Origin of the sequence: Sporosarcina sp. SAFN-015 (assembly GCF_051966875.1) — a bacterium.
GTDB lineage: Bacteria > Bacillota > Bacilli > Bacillales_A > Planococcaceae > Sporosarcina.
This window is the reverse complement of record NZ_JBQCKP010000002.1, coordinates 181,649-198,756: the sequence shown is the minus strand read 5'-3', so window position 1 is coordinate 198,756 and position 17,108 is coordinate 181,649. Positions and strand designations below refer to the sequence as shown.

Annotated in this window: 19 protein-coding genes; 6 read left to right on the top strand and 13 right to left on the bottom strand. The window is 47.1% G+C overall.

What is annotated here, in order from left to right:
• Positions 1-67 precede the first annotated feature (67 nt).
• Positions 68-814, top strand: coding sequence for a YqcI/YcgG family protein (locus ACTHPA_RS03970; RefSeq protein ID WP_440498837.1), 747 nt, complete (start codon positions 68-70; stop codon positions 812-814).
• A 144-nt stretch (positions 815-958) separates the two neighbouring features.
• On the opposite strand, the gene ACTHPA_RS03965 is transcribed toward ACTHPA_RS03970, so the two are convergent.
• A complete protein-coding gene (locus ACTHPA_RS03965; RefSeq protein ID WP_440498836.1) occupies positions 959-2,269 on the bottom strand; it encodes a D-serine ammonia-lyase in 1,311 nt (436 codons plus the stop codon).
• Positions 2,270-2,330: 61 nt separating this feature from the next.
• On the bottom strand, positions 2,331-3,194 hold the full coding sequence (locus ACTHPA_RS03960; protein ID WP_440498834.1) for a D-alanyl-D-alanine carboxypeptidase family protein: 864 nt from the start codon (positions 3,192-3,194) through the stop codon (positions 2,331-2,333).
• A gap of 190 nt (positions 3,195-3,384) precedes the next feature.
• Here ACTHPA_RS03960 and ACTHPA_RS03955 point away from each other — a divergent pair, with 190 nt between their 5' ends.
• Positions 3,385-5,421, top strand: a complete 2,037-nt coding sequence (locus ACTHPA_RS03955) for a DUF7800 domain-containing protein (RefSeq protein WP_440498833.1) — start codon at positions 3,385-3,387, stop codon at positions 5,419-5,421.
• Positions 5,422-5,442: 21 nt separating this feature from the next.
• Here the strand turns inward: ACTHPA_RS03955 and kynA are convergent, their stop codons facing one another.
• The 3 genes from kynA to kynU are packed head-to-tail and all read right to left on the bottom strand — an operon-like array spanning position 5,443 to position 8,158.
• Positions 5,443-6,261 carry a tryptophan 2,3-dioxygenase gene (kynA, locus tag ACTHPA_RS03950; protein ID WP_440498832.1) on the bottom strand — a complete coding sequence of 273 codons (819 nt, stop codon included), beginning with the start codon at positions 6,259-6,261 and terminating at the stop codon, positions 5,443-5,445.
• On the bottom strand, positions 6,258-6,890 hold the full coding sequence (kynB, locus tag ACTHPA_RS03945; protein ID WP_440498830.1) for an arylformamidase: 633 nt from the start codon (positions 6,888-6,890) through the stop codon (positions 6,258-6,260). The genes kynA and kynB overlap by 4 nt, the downstream gene beginning before the upstream one ends.
• Entirely contained in the window at positions 6,887-8,158 is a 1,272-nt protein-coding gene (kynU, locus tag ACTHPA_RS03940) for a kynureninase (RefSeq protein ID WP_440498828.1), read from the bottom strand. Before kynU ends, kynB begins: the two co-directional genes overlap by 4 nt.
• Before the next feature lie 97 nt (positions 8,159-8,255).
• Between kynU and ACTHPA_RS03935 the strand changes: the two genes are divergently transcribed.
• Positions 8,256-8,522 carry a hypothetical protein gene (locus ACTHPA_RS03935; protein WP_440498826.1) on the top strand — a complete coding sequence of 89 codons (267 nt, stop codon included), beginning with the start codon at positions 8,256-8,258 and terminating at the stop codon, positions 8,520-8,522.
• Here the strand turns inward: ACTHPA_RS03935 and ACTHPA_RS03930 are convergent.
• The 5 genes from ACTHPA_RS03930 to ACTHPA_RS03910 all read right to left on the bottom strand — a co-directional run bounded on the left by ACTHPA_RS03930 (position 8,515) and on the right by ACTHPA_RS03910 (position 12,635).
• Positions 8,515-9,120 (bottom strand): response regulator, encoded by a 606-nt coding sequence (locus ACTHPA_RS03930; RefSeq protein ID WP_440498825.1) that lies wholly within the window; start codon positions 9,118-9,120, stop codon positions 8,515-8,517. The two genes, ACTHPA_RS03935 and ACTHPA_RS03930, sit on opposite strands and share 8 nt — an antisense overlap.
• On the bottom strand, positions 9,117-10,247 hold the full coding sequence (locus ACTHPA_RS03925; RefSeq protein WP_440499206.1) for a sensor histidine kinase: 1,131 nt from the start codon (positions 10,245-10,247) through the stop codon (positions 9,117-9,119). The genes ACTHPA_RS03930 and ACTHPA_RS03925 overlap by 4 nt, the downstream gene beginning before the upstream one ends.
• Positions 10,248-10,320: 73 nt before the next feature.
• Positions 10,321-11,382 carry a fatty acid desaturase gene (locus tag ACTHPA_RS03920; RefSeq protein WP_440498823.1) on the bottom strand — a complete coding sequence of 354 codons (1,062 nt, stop codon included), beginning with the start codon at positions 11,380-11,382 and terminating at the stop codon, positions 10,321-10,323.
• Positions 11,383-11,697: 315 nt separating this feature from the next.
• Positions 11,698-12,024 (bottom strand): bacillithiol system redox-active protein YtxJ, encoded by a 327-nt coding sequence (ytxJ, locus tag ACTHPA_RS03915; RefSeq protein ID WP_440498821.1) that lies wholly within the window; start codon positions 12,022-12,024, stop codon positions 11,698-11,700.
• Positions 12,025-12,059: 35 nt separating this feature from the next.
• Positions 12,060-12,635, bottom strand: coding sequence for a glycerol-3-phosphate acyltransferase (locus ACTHPA_RS03910; protein WP_440498820.1), 576 nt, complete (start codon positions 12,633-12,635; stop codon positions 12,060-12,062).
• An 85-nt stretch (positions 12,636-12,720) separates the two neighbouring features.
• On the opposite strand from ACTHPA_RS03910, the gene ACTHPA_RS03905 reads away from it, so the two are divergent.
• Positions 12,721-13,380: a phosphatase PAP2 family protein gene (locus ACTHPA_RS03905; RefSeq protein ID WP_440498818.1), complete on the top strand. Its 660-nt coding sequence runs from the start codon at positions 12,721-12,723 to the stop codon at positions 13,378-13,380.
• Positions 13,381-13,391: 11 nt separating this feature from the next.
• Here the strand turns inward: ACTHPA_RS03905 and ACTHPA_RS03900 are convergent, their stop codons facing one another.
• Positions 13,392-13,943, bottom strand: a complete 552-nt coding sequence (locus ACTHPA_RS03900) for a hypothetical protein (protein ID WP_440498817.1) — start codon at positions 13,941-13,943, stop codon at positions 13,392-13,394.
• Between the two features lie 84 nt (positions 13,944-14,027).
• Here ACTHPA_RS03900 and ACTHPA_RS03895 point away from each other — a divergent pair, with 84 nt between their 5' ends.
• The gene (locus tag ACTHPA_RS03895) at positions 14,028-14,351 is read left to right on the top strand and encodes an MGMT family protein (RefSeq protein WP_440498815.1); all 324 of its coding nucleotides are present in this window, start codon (positions 14,028-14,030) and stop codon (positions 14,349-14,351) included.
• Positions 14,352-14,360: 9 nt separating this feature from the next.
• On the opposite strand, the gene ACTHPA_RS03890 is transcribed toward ACTHPA_RS03895, so the two are convergent.
• Complete coding sequence (locus ACTHPA_RS03890; protein WP_440498814.1) at positions 14,361-14,582, bottom strand: transcriptional regulator; 222 nt, start codon at positions 14,580-14,582, stop codon at positions 14,361-14,363.
• Between the two features lie 80 nt (positions 14,583-14,662).
• Between ACTHPA_RS03890 and mscL the strand changes: the two genes are divergently transcribed.
• On the top strand, positions 14,663-15,040 hold the full coding sequence (mscL, locus tag ACTHPA_RS03885) for a large conductance mechanosensitive channel protein MscL (protein WP_440498812.1): 378 nt from the start codon (positions 14,663-14,665) through the stop codon (positions 15,038-15,040).
• 46 nt (positions 15,041-15,086) lie between these two features.
• On the opposite strand, the gene ACTHPA_RS03880 is transcribed toward mscL, so the two are convergent.
• A complete protein-coding gene (locus ACTHPA_RS03880) occupies positions 15,087-17,024 on the bottom strand; it encodes a DUF2207 domain-containing protein (RefSeq protein ID WP_440498810.1) in 1,938 nt (645 codons plus the stop codon).
• Positions 17,025-17,108: the final 84 nt, after the last annotated feature.

The following is a 17,108-nucleotide window of genomic DNA, read 5'->3' as shown; positions in this document are numbered from 1 at the left end:
TAGTTTTATGCTCCCCTGATAAGGGAAATGAACGATTGACTATAAGTATAAGTTGGGGGGATTTAGAATGATTGATGAAAAGACTACTACGCTTTTAACGAAAGAGGATTTTGCAACTCGATCAGATTTGCCGGAGTGGTTATTGGAAAGCTATCAGACGTTCCGTGAGACTGTGACGGATAAGACGTTTCCTTGTTATTTCGGCATGGGCGGCGAATTGAAGGGGGAATTGCGTTATGCGTATGTGACGCAGGATGATTGGTCCAACTTGCCTTCCGCGTTACATGCCTTTTTGAAGTTGTTCGATGATCCGAAGCATAAGCGGCATGGGCTGTTCGTCTTCGTGGAGCCTTTTGAGGCGGAAGGTGATTTGGAGGCTTACCGAAAGGAATTTTGGGACATTCTGCAATATTTGCATGATGTCGATGAAGTGGAGTGGCCAGCTAATAGTCCACGCGATCCTGATCATTATTTATGGGACTTCCATTTTGGCGGTGAACCAATCTTCGTATTCGGGAACGCGCCTGCCTATAAGCAACGGAAGACTAGGGATTTGGGGCAGTCGATGGTGCTCGGCTTCCAACCTAGACGCATTTTCGAAGGATTGAAGGGTACCGAAAAAGGCGGCATTATGTCGAGGGAAAAGGTGCGTGAACGTGTCGAAGTGTGGGATCAATTGCCGAAGCATCCGGACATTAGCCATTACGGAGATCCTTCACATAATGAATGGAAACAGTTTTTCATCGGCGACGATATCGAACCGATTGTCGGGAAATGTCCGTTTTCACATAAGGAAATGAAAGGGGCCCAATGAGCGGCCCCTTTTCATATTCCATTTAGTTATTTCCTGCTTCTAGAGGCCATATTTCGACTTAAAAGTCCTATTTATAGCGGTTGAGGGAGAAAATATTAACGGAATATTTCCCGAAATTCGTCGATTTCCCGGGAAATAGCTCGATTATTTCCTGCCGATTCCATAGTAAATATCCATTTCATTTTCGGGCACCATGCTGCCGCCAGTTGCCCAGACGAGATGGGTTGCTTTTGCGTCATTCGCAAAAGGTACTTCATTACGGATTACTTGAACAGGTCCTGTCATTCCCGCAAGTGCTGATGGTTCGAGGCGGATGTCTTCGGTATCGGCAATCATTGTTAATAGCTTGAACATCGTTTCATCCGCAATTGTGTAGCACCCTTCGAGAAGCAGTTCCATCTTTTTGCCGACGAATGCAGATGGAGTACCGACTGCAAGCCCGTCCGCCGCTGTTTGATTGTCCAAGCCGAAGTCTGCGACTGAAACTTTATCATGCAAGCCTGTCATCATGCCGATTGTCATGCATGGTGAATGTGTCGGTTCCGCGAAGAAACAATGGACATTGTCCCCGAATTGAAGCTTCAGGCCGAACGCAACACCGCCAGGTCCCCCGCCAACCCCACACGGTAAATAAACGAATAATGGATTGTTCTCATCGACTTGTATGCTATGTTCTTTTAATTGCGCAGCGACTCGTTCTCCTGCAACGGCATAACCAAGGAAAAGGTCGAGCGAATTTTCATCATCGACGAAGTGGCAAAGCGGGTCGGCTTCTGCCTGGCGTCTGCCTTCCTCTACTGCTTTGCTATAGTCATCCGCATATTCGACGACTGTCACACCTTTTTCCCGTAGGAGATCCTTTTTCCATTGCTTCGCATCTGCGGACATATGGACGGTAACATTGAAGCCGAGCTTCGCACTCATGATGCCGATGCTCAGACCGAGATTTCCTGTCGAACCGACAGCTATTTTATGCTTTGCAAATAAATTACGTAATACCGGCTCAGCAAATTTCTCGTAGTTATCATCTTTATGGAGGAGCCTGTTTTCGATAGCAAGCGTTTCAGCATGTTTCAACACTTCATAAATGCCGCCACGTGCTTTAATCGAGCCTGATATCGGAAGCGCATTGTCTTGTTTCAACAGTAATTCCCCTACTATTTCTGTTTCATATGTAGAGGCGAGTGCTTCTTTCATCTTTGGAATCCTCGTTATCGGCGACTCAATAATACCGTTTGCCGCTAATGTCTCGGGAAATACTTTTGCGATGTACGGAGCAAAACGTTTCAACCGGTCGCTCGCGTCCTTCACATCAGCCTCAGTAATGCCCGTTTGAGTGATCCCGAATGCACTGTCGCCGTTCAACGGGTTTCGCCATAATACTTCCTGCTTTTCAATGATTTTTTGCAGTAATGGCAATTTTTCGATCCACTTCGCTTTTTCGGTTTCATTCACAGGTATCGACCCCTTATGCAAATTTTTTTTCATTATACCATGCAAGGTCGTTACTTCTCTTCTATGATTCATTCAAAACATAACGGTCGATCAGGTCACGTGTCAGCTCGAATCGTGGCGCAGTATCCTTGCTGTCCTCCCCGACGCCGATGACGACTGTGATGATCCGTTTCCCTTCATAGATGCCTGTGCTAGCGAAACATGGCCCTGCTTCCTCGGTATATCCTGTTTTCAATCCTTCCATTCCTGTCATTGCTTGCGGCATTCCGGGGAGCATAAGGTTCGTGCTCCATAGCTTTGTCCCTTCACTTGTTGTAAAGTCTGTCAGGCGGGTGAATTCCAGCACTTCGGGATATTGTGTGAGAAGTTCGTTTGCAATCGCAGCAACATCTTTGGCGGAAGCACGGTTCGTTTCTTCTTCATCCAGCCCTGTTGCATTGATGAAATGAGTGTTGCGCAAGCCAAATCGTTTTGCTTTCTTATTCATCTCTTTCACGAAATCCTCTTCCGATCCGCTCACCATCTCAGCTAGTGCGATAGCAGCATCATTTGCGGAAGTGACAGTCATGGCTGTAAATAGCTCACGAGCACTGTATGTTTTGTTCTTGTCCATCCCTAATATGACGGCATGTCGCGTTTGGTTCAAGGCGGCAGTGGATGGCTCGTATTGGCTGTCCCATGAGAGGTGGCCGTCGGAGATTGCTTCAAGGACGATATATTGGGTCATCAGCTTTGACATGCTTGCAATTGGCAGTGCTTCTTTCGCATTTTGCTCGTAGAGGATTTTTCCCGAATCCGCTTCAAGGACGATAGCGGCCTTCGCCTCGTGGTAGAGAGGGTCTGCTTCTTTACGAGCATCTTTATCTTTAATGAGGAAGAAAAACGCCAATGCGGCGAAAAGTAGAATCATTAGTATTTTTTTCATTGGATGAACCTCACCTTTTTCTATTCATACATCTATTGTCTACAAAGAAGATGAAGATTCATGCATGGATTTTCTGAAGAATTTCTGAAGATGGGCAGAGGTGGCAAAACCCCTCATCATCCTGCACACACCATCGTCATCAAGACTGAATACGCTAATAGTAATAACGTCAGTGATGGTGGTGATTTGCATGGAGAGTGCGGGGATTTTAGCAGGGCCTATGTTACGGCGGGTAGACACGGAATCTGTTGCCATTTGGGTGGCGACGGACCGTCCTGTTGAGGTGGACGCTGCCGTTTATTGTCTTGACACGCTTGTGCCGCTTGACACCGCCACGAATACGACATCAATACGAGCAGGCCATCGTTTGTTCATTCACCTTGTACAGGTGCGTGGGCAATTCCCAACGGATACACTCCTTGGCTATGACCTGCTTTTTCGCGTTGGAAAAATTATAAATAATTTGGCTAGCCTCGGGTTGATTCACAAAAATGAAGATTCCATCACGTACGATGGACTTCCCTACCCTTCGTTTTTCATCCCCGCTACTGCAGCTCCAACTTTTCTATATGCATCTTGTCGGAAATTTCATGGAAAGGGAGATGATGCCCTCGTTGCAGCAGATGAACTTCTACAAAAGGAAATGAGGAATCTTGCAGGACGGCCGAGTGCTTTGTTTCTTACAGGCGACCAAATTTATGCGGATGATGTGGCGGATCCTTTGTTTCCAGTCATCAGAACGGTCGCCGAACACTATATTGGTAATGAGGATCTTGGGCAATTCGATCCGGGTTTGCAGGAGGAGCCATTTGCTACGGCCATCTGGCAAGTGAATGGACGGCAATTTATAACGGAACGGTTTTGTCGGTTCACTTCGGCCAATGCTTCGAATCATTTGCTCACGTTCGGTGAGTATGCAGCGATGTACTTGCTCTCTTGGAGTCCGGCGATATGGGAAGGTGTTTTTCTGCCATCGTTTGATGAGTTGGTGGAAGACAATGGATTCTATGTTTATTTTCCAGAGGATCGCAAAGAACTTGAGCAATATCGAGGCCGTTTTGAAGAGCAGACCAAGAATCTTCTGGGGGCGATCAGTTCGCTTCACCGAATACGCAGGCTTTTTGCAAATATGCCTACGTATATGATATTTGATGATCATGATGTGACGGATGACTGGAATTTATCCGCAGACTGGCGCAGTGCGGTGCTCGCTTCGCCTTTGGGAAAACACGTTATTGCGAACGGGCTATGTGCATACTGGGCGTTCCAAGGTTGGGGCAATGAGCCACAACGGTTCGGGGAGGGGTTCCTACAGTCGATGTGTAGTCATTTCGACGGGTTCATTGCTCACTCAACTGCTTATGAGGTTTGGGCGAATCGGCTTTGGTCATTTAATGGCTGGCAATTCGTGGCGCCTACTACACCTGCTGCGCTATTTTTAAATACGAGGACAATGCGTCATTTTGAGCAAGACCCGAAACCGGTGAAAGTCGGGCGAATGTATAAGGAGACGGTCCAGACACCGAGATTGATTGGCCCGTCCGGTTGGAAAGTGACAGCGCGGACCCTTTTGAAGTCCCATTGGACACGAGGGGATCCACTTATAATCGTCTCGCCTACTCCGCTGTATGGATTAGGCTTGATCGAATCTGTTCTTCATTCATATGTCTATCCACTACGTGCGCTCGGGTTTCCGATTCACGAAGTGCTTGATTTTGAGGCTTGGAAATATAACGGCAAAGGATTCACCGATTTCATCGGGCAGTTGTTTCATTGGAGTCTGTCCCAGTGCATCATCCTGTCAGGGGATGTCCATTATGCTTCAGCAGTCCGATCACGATTGACGTCGAAACGGGAAGTGCTAGACATTTTACAGTTCACGAGCAGCCCGTCCCATAATATGAGCTTCTCCGGTATTTGGGGAACGTTTATGAAAATGGCGATTTGGGGCAATGCGAGACGGCGAGTGAAGAGGACGATTTACCGGTATTGCGATGTCGGGTTTTCAATTCGTAATGGCGAAAAGGCGATTGATTGCCCGAAGGATGCGAAATGGCAGGAAGGTCTCCGCTATTTGGAGATGCAGACGGGAGCGATTGTCGAGACGGAAAACAATATCGGGATAGTTACCGTGGGAAAAAGCGTTATCAGGCATTCGCTGTTGCAGATGAAAAGAGGAGAAATGAAAGAGATTCGATTTGAAGATATTGAAGCCTCGCCGAAGTGAACTGGCGAGGCTTTTACTTATTCACAACTTCGTCCGGACGTCCCACAGCTCGGGGAAGAATTTATGGTCAAGGACGGATTTCAAATAGTCTACGCCCGACGAACCGCCGGTGCCCGTTTTGAAACCGATGATCCGTTCAACCGTTTTCATATGGCGGAAGCGCCATTGCTGGTGGCTGTCTTCGATATCGACAAGCTTTTCGGCGAGTTGGTACAAGTCCCAATAACGATCGACATCGCGGTATACTTCGAGCCATGCAGCTGCCACGGTCGGATCGCCTTTGTATGTTACGGAAAAATCGCGAGTGAGCAATTCCTTGTTGATTGGGAATCCCGCACGTGATAGAGCGCGGATGGCTACGTCATAGATTCCAGGTGCTTCATAGGCAATCTTTAATTCACCCGCAAGATCAGGGTCTTTCTCATAGATTTTTAAAATATGTGGCTGCTTGTAGCCAAGCGCAAATTCAATCAGTCGATTTTGGTATGACTGGAAGCCCGATGCGCGACCGAGGCTTTCCCGGAACTCCATATATTCAGCAGGCGTCAACGTCGAAAGGACATCCCACGCCTGGATGATCTGCGTTTGTACACGGGAGACGCGCGCTAGCATTTTGAACGCTTCCGGCAGTTCATCTTTTTCAATCAGCTCGATTGCGGTGTTCAGCTCATGCAAAATAAGCTTCATCCAAAGCTCGCTCACTTGGTGGATGATGATGAACAGCATTTCATCGTGGTGGCCGGATAACCGTTCTTGGCTTGTGAGAACTTTATCGAGACGCAAATACTCGCCGTATGTCATATTATCCTTGAAGTCGGTATGGATCCCTTTTTCGCTCATGATTGCCACTTCCTAACGACTGCGCGCACTGGACTTCCGTCTCCGCCTTCAATCGGCAGTGGAAGTGCTATCAGTTCATAATCTCCCGGCTCGACGTTTTCGAGGACGATGTTTTCCAAGATGAGGACGTCGTTATCATGCAGTGAATGGTGAGCATCCAGCGTCTTGCTCTCTTCCGGATCGACGGATGGCGTATCGACTCCGATTAGCCTTACTCCCCGCTCCTTCAACAGAGGACCGATATCCGACCGCAAAACGGTAAACGTTTCCGGAAACACATCCGGGTTTGGACGGCTTGATGTTTTTAATAAAATGCGTTCCACGCTACCGAAATCGATTCCTTCCAAATCGGATTTTCCGACGCTTTCAAGTCCCGAAACATCGATAACACGAGCTTTTCCGATATATACATCAATCGGCAGCTCATGCACTTTCATTCCATTATCGTCATAGTGAAACGGCGCGTCGATATGCGTCCCCATATGCGTACTCGTCGTCATCTTTCCGATGTTCACAGAACCTGTTTCCGCTTTCGGGAACTTAACTTCGTAGGAAAACGGCGTGTCCCCCGGCCATTCGGCAATTTCATTATGCAGCCGCTGTGATATATCGATCCACTCACCCGTCATGCGACAACACCCCTTTTATTCTCAAACTTTCCGTATCGTTTTTCATCCATGATGACCTTTAGCTTCTGCACTGTCTGCCAGACGTCCTCAAATGTATTGTACAGAGCGACAGGCGCGAGCCGTATGCCATTCGGCGCGCGGAAATCCGGTATGATGCCATCTTCCTTCAATGCTTTGCAAATGCGTGCCGCCTCCTCGTGCTCAAGCAACAAATGGCCGCCGCGCGTTCCGTCGGTCGGATTTCCGATTGTAAAGCCGAATCCTTGCAGCTCCTGTTCAATCAATTCGAGCATATAGCCTGTCAATTCCAATGATTTCATACGGATTGTCGCGATGCCCACTTCCTCGAACATGTCGAGCGAGCCGATAACCGGCGCCAAGCTAAGCACATGAGGTGTGCCGATTTGATACGCACCGACGTCCGACGCGGGATCCATCGTATGATCCATATCAAATTGCGACTCCTTATTCGAGCCGAACCAGCCAGCGAGCCCCGGTACTTTGCCGAAATGCTTTTCGTGGATAAACAAGCCACCGACGGAACCCGGTCCACCGTTTAAATGCTTATACGTGCACCAAAACGCGAAATCCGTTCCCCAAGTATGGAGCGAATGCTCAACTGCACCGATGGAATGGCAAAGGTCGAAGCCAATCGGGATATTCCGTTCAATCGCAGCTTTCGTCAACTTTTCCATATCAAGCACTTGCCCGCTTCGGTATAAAACCGCCGGCAACACGATGAGCGCTACATCGTCGGTCATCGCTTCGATAATGTCGTCTTCATCTAAATAACGGCCATCTCGGCTTTTAACACGGATGAGATGCGTGTCAGGATCGAAGCCTTTTAGTCGGAGCTGGCTTTGCAACGCATAAATGTCAGAGGGAAAATTCAATTCGTCCGCGAGGATTTTTGTTTTATTGCCGTCCGGCTTGTAAAATGTCGAGACGAGCTGATGCAGATTTGTTGTTGTAGAGCCGGTCGCAATGACTTCGCCCTTCATTCCTCCAACAAGCGGCGCCATTTTCTCCCCGACTTGCTCGGATAAATAAAACCACGGATGCTCCCCTTCCGTCCATCCATCGATGCCAAGCGTTTTCCATGACTCCAGCAATTCGAGCAGCGTTTGTTCAGCACGTTTCGACAATAAACCGAGTGAATTGCCGTCCATGTAGATTGTGTCTGCCGGTATGTAAAATTCATCTCGATAGGAAGCGAGTTTGTCTTGCCGATCGCGTTCCTGTGCGTTTGCTAAAGTGTGTTGTGTCATACAGATCCCCCTTTTGTCTTGCTAAGAAAAGCATAGCATATTGGTGGGGGCGAGGACATTCTGAACATGTGGATTTTTTGGAGGGAATGGGGTTGCTTTGAGCGGGGGCTGGCTCGCTTTGGACGCGGGACAGCCAGCTTTGGACGTGCAATCCCTCACTTTGGACACGGGACAGCCAGCTTTGGACGTGCGACCCCTCACTTTGGACGCGGGACAGGCCGATTTGGACGTGCGACCCCTTTCTTTGGACGCGAGGCGCATCGCATTGGACGCACGAAGACACGCTTTGGACGCGATTGCCGACAGGCAGAAAATAAAAAAGGCAAAGGAGATGGAATTCCTTCACCTAACGCACTTTATTTAAACCAGCCCTTTTCCTTAAACCTCGAAATCGCTTCAATCCGATTGCCGACTTCCAGCTTTTCGAGGATGACGGAGATGTAATTTCGTACGGTTCCTGGCGTCAAATAGAGCTCTCCCGCGATTTCCTTCGTCGTCTTTCCTTCCGCAACGAGCCCAAGCACTTGGGTTTCGCGGTCGGTCAGCGGGTTTTCAGAGTCGTCCTCGTATGCGATATCGACAAGCTCAGGCGCGTAGATCCGGCGTCCGGCCTGAATCGCATGGATGGAATCGACGAGTTCTTCGATTGGACTGTCTTTCAATAAATAACCACGAACCTTCGCTTTCCGTGCGCGCTCAAAATAGCCTGCACGCGCAAATGTCGTCAAGATGATGATCTTGCAATCCACCCCAACGAGCTCCTCCGCTGCATCCAAACCTGTCATGACCGGCATTTCGATATCCATAATGCAAATATCGGGTTCATGCTCTTTCACAAGGCGGACCGCTTCCTCCCCGTTCCGCGCCATTCCGACGACTTCCATATCGTCTTCCATGTTCAAAAGGGAGCCTAATGCGCCTAACATCATTCCTTGGTCTTCAGCAATGACGATTCGAATCACGACAATCCCTCCTCAACTTGATGTGTAATGACGACAGGCACTCGGATTTTCAATGTCGTGCCATTGTCCTCATCCGTTTCGAGCGATCCATTCACGAACTCGAGTCGCTCCTGCATTCCCTTCAAGCCTGTGCCGGCCGACTTCCTCGCTTTCATTCCAATTCCGTTATCTCGCACAAAAATGGAAACTTTATCGTCCTCCTGCTTGAAAACGATATGGCAAACCGTTGCTTCGCTATGCTTCACAACATTCGTCACCGCCTCTTTTAGACACATGCCGAGGACGTTTTCAACGTTAGAAGGTATGGCGGTCACAGCCGGATCTCCTTCGATCTCCAATTCGATTTCCGCTGCAGCAAGGATTTGGCGAGCGCGCATCACTTCATCGACGAGCCGTGTTGCACGCATATCCGCCAAAAGCTCACGCACTTCCTTTAGCGCAGTGCTTGCTGTTTGGCGTATATCGGCCAATTCCTTTTCCGCCTCAACCGGATTTTTCGATATTAATCTTCGTGCCAAGTCACTTTTCAATCCAATCATCGACAATTTCTGACCAAGCGTATCATGCAAATCCCTCGCGATCCGCTCCCGTTCCTCCATTAGAATCAATTCTGAAATGCGTTCATTCGCATCCTCGAGCTGATCTTCGAGTTTTTCTCGCTTCCCGCGGTTGTACAGATTGAACGGAAGTAAGATGACGCCGATCACTGTTATAAGGATGAAATGCACTTGCGGTAAGAACAGGTTGATTTCTAAGAAAAAGCCTGTGACAATTGCGCTGACCGTGAAGAAGATATGTAACCCGTACATGATGAAAAAACCGACAGTCGATCTAATATTTCCAATGAAAAACGCTGTGAAAATCGACAAGTACACATAGCCGAACAGAAGTGTCATGACGATATTAATGACGATTTCAAAGCTGACCCACATATAAACGAGACCGCTCTTAGACTTGAATGAAAAGAAATAGGAGATGAAGAAAAGGACTAATAACCCGGTGCCGACTGATATTCCGACCGCCGACCAAGATCGGAAGATGAAAAAGAACGGCAGCAGGCAAAAGACGACCCATGCATAAATACTGAGCCACGGATTTCTCGGGAAAATACTATACCATTTTTGCATCCATTTCACCGTCCTGTTCCTTCCATTATACCAAAAACATACAGCCGCCTCATAGGAAGGCGGCTGCATCTTATCATTTACTGTCATAGCTCGTTCTCTTCGGTTTCAATTCATTCAAATCAATGCTTGGTGTGGCGCGTTTCACTGCGCTTTTCACTTCTTTGAATGTGATGAACCGCTTGTTCGCCGGATCGTATAGTTTATAACGGAGTGATTCTAAGCTTGTTTTAATGTTGATCGTTGTCGCCATTTGAAGCGGCGGTGTTGATTCGTGCGCTATTTCCAAATTGTAGTTCGGTACACGCGGCGCCAAATGATGGACGTGGTGGAAGCCGATGTTGCCAGTTGCCCATTGAAGGACTTTCGGCAATTTGTAATAGGAGCTGCCTTCGACTGCTGCTTTCACATAGTCCCACTCAGACTCTTCTTCAAAATAAGAATCCTCGAATGTGTGCTGGATGTAGAAGAGCCAAATGCCGAGCGCTGCTGCGACAAACATGATCGAGCCTTGGACGATGAGGAACGCTTCCCAACCGACGAGCCATGCCATGAATGCATAAAGTGCGACGATTACTACATTCGTCAAATACGTGTTATTGCGTTCTTTCTGACGCGCATCCTTACGGTTGATCCTACCCGTAATGAGTACTAAATATAAGGGTCCCAGACCGAACATGACGAGCGGGTTCCGGTAGCAGCGATACATGAGTCGCTGCCATTTCGACGCTTCTATATATTCTTCGACTGTCATAACCCAAATATCCCCGACGCCCCGTTTATCCAAGTTGGAGCTTGTTGCATGGTGAATGGCATGCTCACGTTTCCACTTTTCATATGGGAATAGCGTGATAATCCCTGTTATCGTTCCTACAATGTCATTAGCTTTTTTATTTTTGAAGAATGAACCGTGCGTGCAGTCGTGGAAGATGATAAACGTCCGTACGACAAAGCCCGCCGTAAGTACAGCAATTCCAATCGTCAACCAAATCGATACTGACAAACTTTGATACGCCAAAAACCATAGTAAAAATATAGGCGGAACCGTATTGATCAGTTGGATGACACTCTTTTTTAAATCCGATTTGGCATAAGGTGCAACATTTTTGTGCAATTGCTTCGTTTTTTCCTTGCTCAAAGTGAACGCCTCCTCGTTAAATTTCCTTATGTTCATACTAAACTGCTTACCCGTTTTGCAGAATAGATGAACGTCATGACTTTGCATATGATAAGTGTCATTTATTGTGAAGAGTTTCACAAGGAATAGATGCTTGGAAGGTTATGCGCGGGTAGTTGTTCGTTATGTGCAAGTGTGGGTTAGTTTTACTCAAGTTTAGGCATGTTTTGCGCTAGTGCGGGCGAGTTATGGCGCAATCTAACGGCGTTATGCTCATCTCGGGACTTTTTCCCGCCAATAAAAAACAGACACCCCTGTAAGAGATGCCTGCACGTTTCAGCCGTTCGCTTCGACGGCCGATTTGATATTTGATTGGCTAATTCCGTAATGGCTTTCATTCCAAACTGCTTCGCCGTCCTTCAATAGAAATAACTGTGGGCTTTCATGCTGTATGCCCAATTCGCTCTCCACTTCATTTGACAGTCGGCGGCTTCTTTGGACAATTAGAAAGTATTTCGGAAAATCCGTTTCATACTGCTCAAATACTCGGTATCCCGCAGCGCTGATCGGGCACGTCGTGCTATGCTTCATAAGGAAGACTGGCTCTTTTTTCGATTGGTCTCGTACGTGTTCCCATTCTTCCATAGATTTAATTTCTTTCATTATATGACTTCTCCTTTCTCTTAGTCTCGTTCGTCTTAATTCTCTCTATACCCTTTTCTTATGCTGAATGAATCCTTCCAATAGGCGAATAGGAGAAAAGCGACGACGAGAATCGCGGCAATCGTCTGCGGCCATTCCTTTGTCAATCCAAAGAGGAACAGTGGCGACAGTGCCATCGCGCTTAATCCGGCAGAGCTGAAGTTTTTTAGAAATGGATAAAGGACAAGGAACACGACTACGAAGCAAGCGACGACGAGTGGATGGAAAGCGAGCATCCCGCCAATGAACGTCGATACGCCCTGTCCGCCGCGAAACTTATAGATGATCGGAAAAACATGTCCAGCCATGACGACGAGAACGCACATCAATTGAATCCATTCGTCTACTCCCATCCATTTCGCTAACAACACGATGAGGACGCCTTTCAGCGCATCTCCTAGAAAAACAATCGTGAATGCTGCTTTTCCAAACACTCTGCCTGCATTGCGTGCCCCTGGATTTCCGCTGCCTGCTGAACGAATATCTTTTTGATAGAAAAGTTTCCCGACTACTGTTGCCGTCAGCATATTGCCGACAAAATAGGCTACGATAAGCAATATGGCAATATCCATTCGATTCCACTTCCCTTTCCCACTCCACTATATGCAGCTTCTGCCTTTTCCTGTACAATATGTCGCAGAAGAAAGGATGATCTAGATGAAGGAATCACCGTTTCGCCCTTCCGTGGCCATTAGTTTATGTATTTTATTCGGCGCTGCCTTTGCCTTTATTGTAACAGCAATTCTTAGCGAAATGATCAATGGCTATGACAGGTCGATCATCGATGCTATCCAAGGTTTGGAAGCACCTTGGCTGACGCCGATCATGCACGCTTTTACATTCATCGGTTCCACGAAAGTTGTCATGCTTCTCATCATTGCAGTGACCGCCCTGTTGTTATGGGGGTTGCACTCCAGAAGCCAAGCTTATTTCTTTTTCTTTGCGATGATTGGGACAGGCGTATTGAATCAAACCTTAAAATTCATTTTCAAACGGGCACGTCCTGAATTCCATCGACTTGCCGAAGCTGGCGGCTATAGCTTCCCAAGCGGCCATACGATGATGGGCTTCAGTTTATACGCGCTATTTACTTATTTGCTATGGCGCCATATCCGTTCAACGATAGGTCGAATCACTTTAGTAGTCTTTGCGGTTTTGATGTTCGGCTTGATTGCGACAAGCCGCATTTACCTTGGCGTTCATTATCCAAGCGACATTTTAGGCGGCATGATTGCAAGCTCGTTTTGGCTCACGCTTACAACTTTCCTGTTCGTCCAATTTCAAAAGCGAAAGAAACGCAGCCTCGTCGTAGATTGACGAGGTGCTTTTCATTCTGAAAATTTAGCTGCTTCTTCATCGGATAAAATGCGAGGTTCGAAGTTCCCTACTTCCATATATTCAATTCGCTCATCTACTGTAATTTTAAACACATATGGTTCGCTCGTTTTTTCGATGGATTGGACACTCGATTGTGTTTTTTCATAATATCGTTTCACTTCCTGATCTACCCAAAAAGGCACTTCTCCTTCTGGGGTGAGAGCTTCCTTCTTCTCCCTCTGCTCTTTCTCCCATTGCTTCTTTGCTTCCGGATCCATGCGGAAATAAATCTTCTGCAATGTATCAATCACTTCCCCGAATCCGATGATCAGTAGCCCGTAGAGAAAATGCGTCGCAATAATGCTGATGAATGCGAACAATGCAGTGCCCGTTATCCCGCTTGCATACTGCATTTCTCCCCATTCATTCATAAACTGGCCACCCATTTGCGCCATCATGAACAAGGAATAGATTCCTTGAATGAATCCCCATACCATCACGACCACGCCGGCAATCTTTATCATATATCCAATGTGACTCTGCTTCGTAAACAAGTTACTCAATGTGACCACTCTCCCATTTATATTTCTATATATCTTGTGTACGATTAAGTGACTTGGATAGTTTCAGAATGAGGAGGTTTTACAATGGTTCCATTTACAGAGCGAGTTATACAAATCATCCGGGATATCCCTGCCGGCCATGTCATGACTTATGGACAAGTCGCAAGCGTTGCCGGAAATCCGCGCGGCGCAAGGCAAGTCGCGAGAATCCTTCATTCGATGAGCGCTAAATATGAATTGCCTTGGCACCGGATTATCAATGCGCAAGGCGGCATATCAACCCCTTCCGATCGGGAAGAAAAAGGCGGCTTGCAACGGGAACTGCTTGAGTCGGAAGATGTGGAGTTCATGGCAAACGGAAAAGTGGATTTACAAGTATATCGGTGGTTTCCTGAAGAAGAGTTTTAATGATGAAGCTCAAATCGCCTGCCGCTCATGATTCAACAGTCGTTGGACGGACAAGACCCGGTCTAGTTTAAACGTGCGTTTTTCATGGCGCAGATGGCAGTAGGCCGTGAACGAATCAATGCTGACCGCTAGGATACGGATGCGCCTTTTCGTTAATGTGCCATCCGCCCTCATATAAATCATTTCCGCCAATTCATGGCGCTGACATATTTTCAATAAAGCCTGTCGCAAAGCTCTCATCTCCGTTAGGAACATTTGTTCCCATTATATGCGAACAAGAAGAGAAAAACAACTTGAAAGGAGGTGAAAATATGTGGAAAGATTTTAAGGAATTTGCATTTAAAGGAAATGTCTTGGACTTGGCGATTGCTGTTGTCATCGGGGCAGCTTTTGGAAACATCGTATCATCGCTCGTCGCGAATATCATTACACCGATTATCGCTGCTCTTACAGGGAAAGTCGATGTGTCCGGTCTTCATGTGACAATCGGAAACGCCAATCTTACATACGGTCTATTTCTGCAATCAATCATCGATTTCCTCATTATTGCCTTCTCGATTTTCCTATTCGTCCGAATCCTGATGAAGTTTAAACGGAAAAAGGAGCCGGCAAAAGAAGAAACGCCAGCCATTGACGCGAAAGAAGAATTATTGAAAGAAATCCGTGATTTATTGAAGGAAAAACAATGAAAAATGCCGGCTATTTACAAGCCGGCATTTTCCATATCAACCTATATCAATCGGCCCCCGCGCCACCGCCGCCGCCATCTCCTCCACCGCTGTAACCACCGCCGGAATCATATGATCCGCCGCCGCTCCAGGAAGATGCGCTCTTATCAACAGGCATCGGGCCCCAAGTGGAATAAGAGAAATAAAGCGGATCCACGTGCAATGCGAACAATGCCGCCATTGAAGCTGATTCAGGCAAACTACGTTTTATTTTCGGAAGCTTTTTCTTTGATCTATTTAATAAATAAGCACGTGCAATCCAACGGTCGATCTCATCCGAATGGATATAATTCGGCACGCCCCGTTTCACCTGTCTTCTGAATTTCGTAATGCTCATCTTTGTGTAAAGGGCTGTAAGCGAGCTTGGCATCGCTTTTGGAACGATGAAAAATAAAATGGCCCCACAGATGATTGCATAAAGGACTGCGTCCGTTAATGCGGGAGCTGCAATTTGGGCCCCTGCAAAAAACATTCCGATGAAGAACAAGATTGCCGGCCATTTCTTTCCGGGATTTGTACTATAAAAATATATTCCGATAATCATTACAATCGCAGGAAATGCAATTCCCCAACCGCCTGCACCATCTGCATAAAATCCGTACATCGTTACGAATGTGGTTAGCAGGAAAATAGCTATCTTCATTAGTTTAGGCGTCAAGGTCGAAAGAGACCCTGCGTCTTCCATCAGATGAAGCACTTCGTCATGCCAAGTTTCATGATTTTCATGGAATTGCCTTTGCTTTCGCAGCTGGGTTCGATTCTCTTTATCCCCACGGACGGACGGCCCTGCCATATCGTGCAAATGGAATTTTCGATGTCCTACTCTTCCTTTGAATAGCCATGTCACTAAATATTGCTCATGGGGCAGTAATTTTTGTTTCGATTTCTTCAAGTGTTCATTCGATTGAAGGAGCCGAAACACGAGCGTCTTTTCAGGGGCACCTTCCTTCCCTTGAAAACGTGCTGCTGAATCAGTCAATTCCACTTTTATAATTCCTTTTTCAGCAAGGGAAAACAAACCTGATAGAAAGCTTTTCCGGTTGAATTTGCCGTTCCGATCGACAAAAGCCAAATACGTCGGATCGGTCTGCAGGACGAGGTCTGTGCTGCCGAACAGGGAAAATACACGTTGTCTCAGCAAGACAAGAATACCAAAAAGTACGATGAAGAAAATGCTGAGACCGTTCCCCGCCTTCATTGCAACAGGGATGTTTACCCATCTGGATTCATTTTTATCGATAATCTGCTGCTCTTGATGGATGGCTTCCTCAAACGATATCGGCTCCGCAATTTTTTGCTGCGCCGTCATAATCGTTGAAGGAAACAGCACACGGGTCTCCGTCACTGTGGATGCGGCCGACTTGGGCGTATGAAACGAAATGCCGTCGCGATAAACCATCCGCACTTCCCCTTCACGGTCGTGCATAAACCCGTGGATTGCATCATCACCAACGTCGCCTGGCAACACGTACGCGATGTCCACATTATTCAAATCCTCATCATGATTGGCGCCGTCCTCAAAATAGGTGACGGACAAATCACTGTATGTATCGTATGACGTCACCGCGTTCTGCATCGTGTAGATGTAAATGACAGATACGACTTTATCTTCCGCACGGATGGCTGTTTTGTACGTGCTTCCTTCACGTGTCACTGTCGCTTTCGTCAAGTCAGATTGTTTAATCTCCCCGACAACGGGATCCTGCCCGTCAATCAAGTACGCCTCGAACCGAGCGACCTGTCCGAGATGCTTATCCGGAAACGATCTCTTCAGCTGCGAAAACGATCCATCTAACGTATACGTGAACACCTCATTCACCAACATATCGCCATTCGGCTGCACCCACCCCTTGATCTGCACCCGATCAATCGAGTATGACTTTGCATGGACCTGGGCCGGTAAAAGGATCAACATCATAACTATGAAAACGACTATTTTACGCATCACAGCACCCCCTATTGCTTTGTTACAATACGGTGAGTGGTAGGGTGGGGTTTCAGAATTAAGGAGAATTGGTAGAAATGGCAT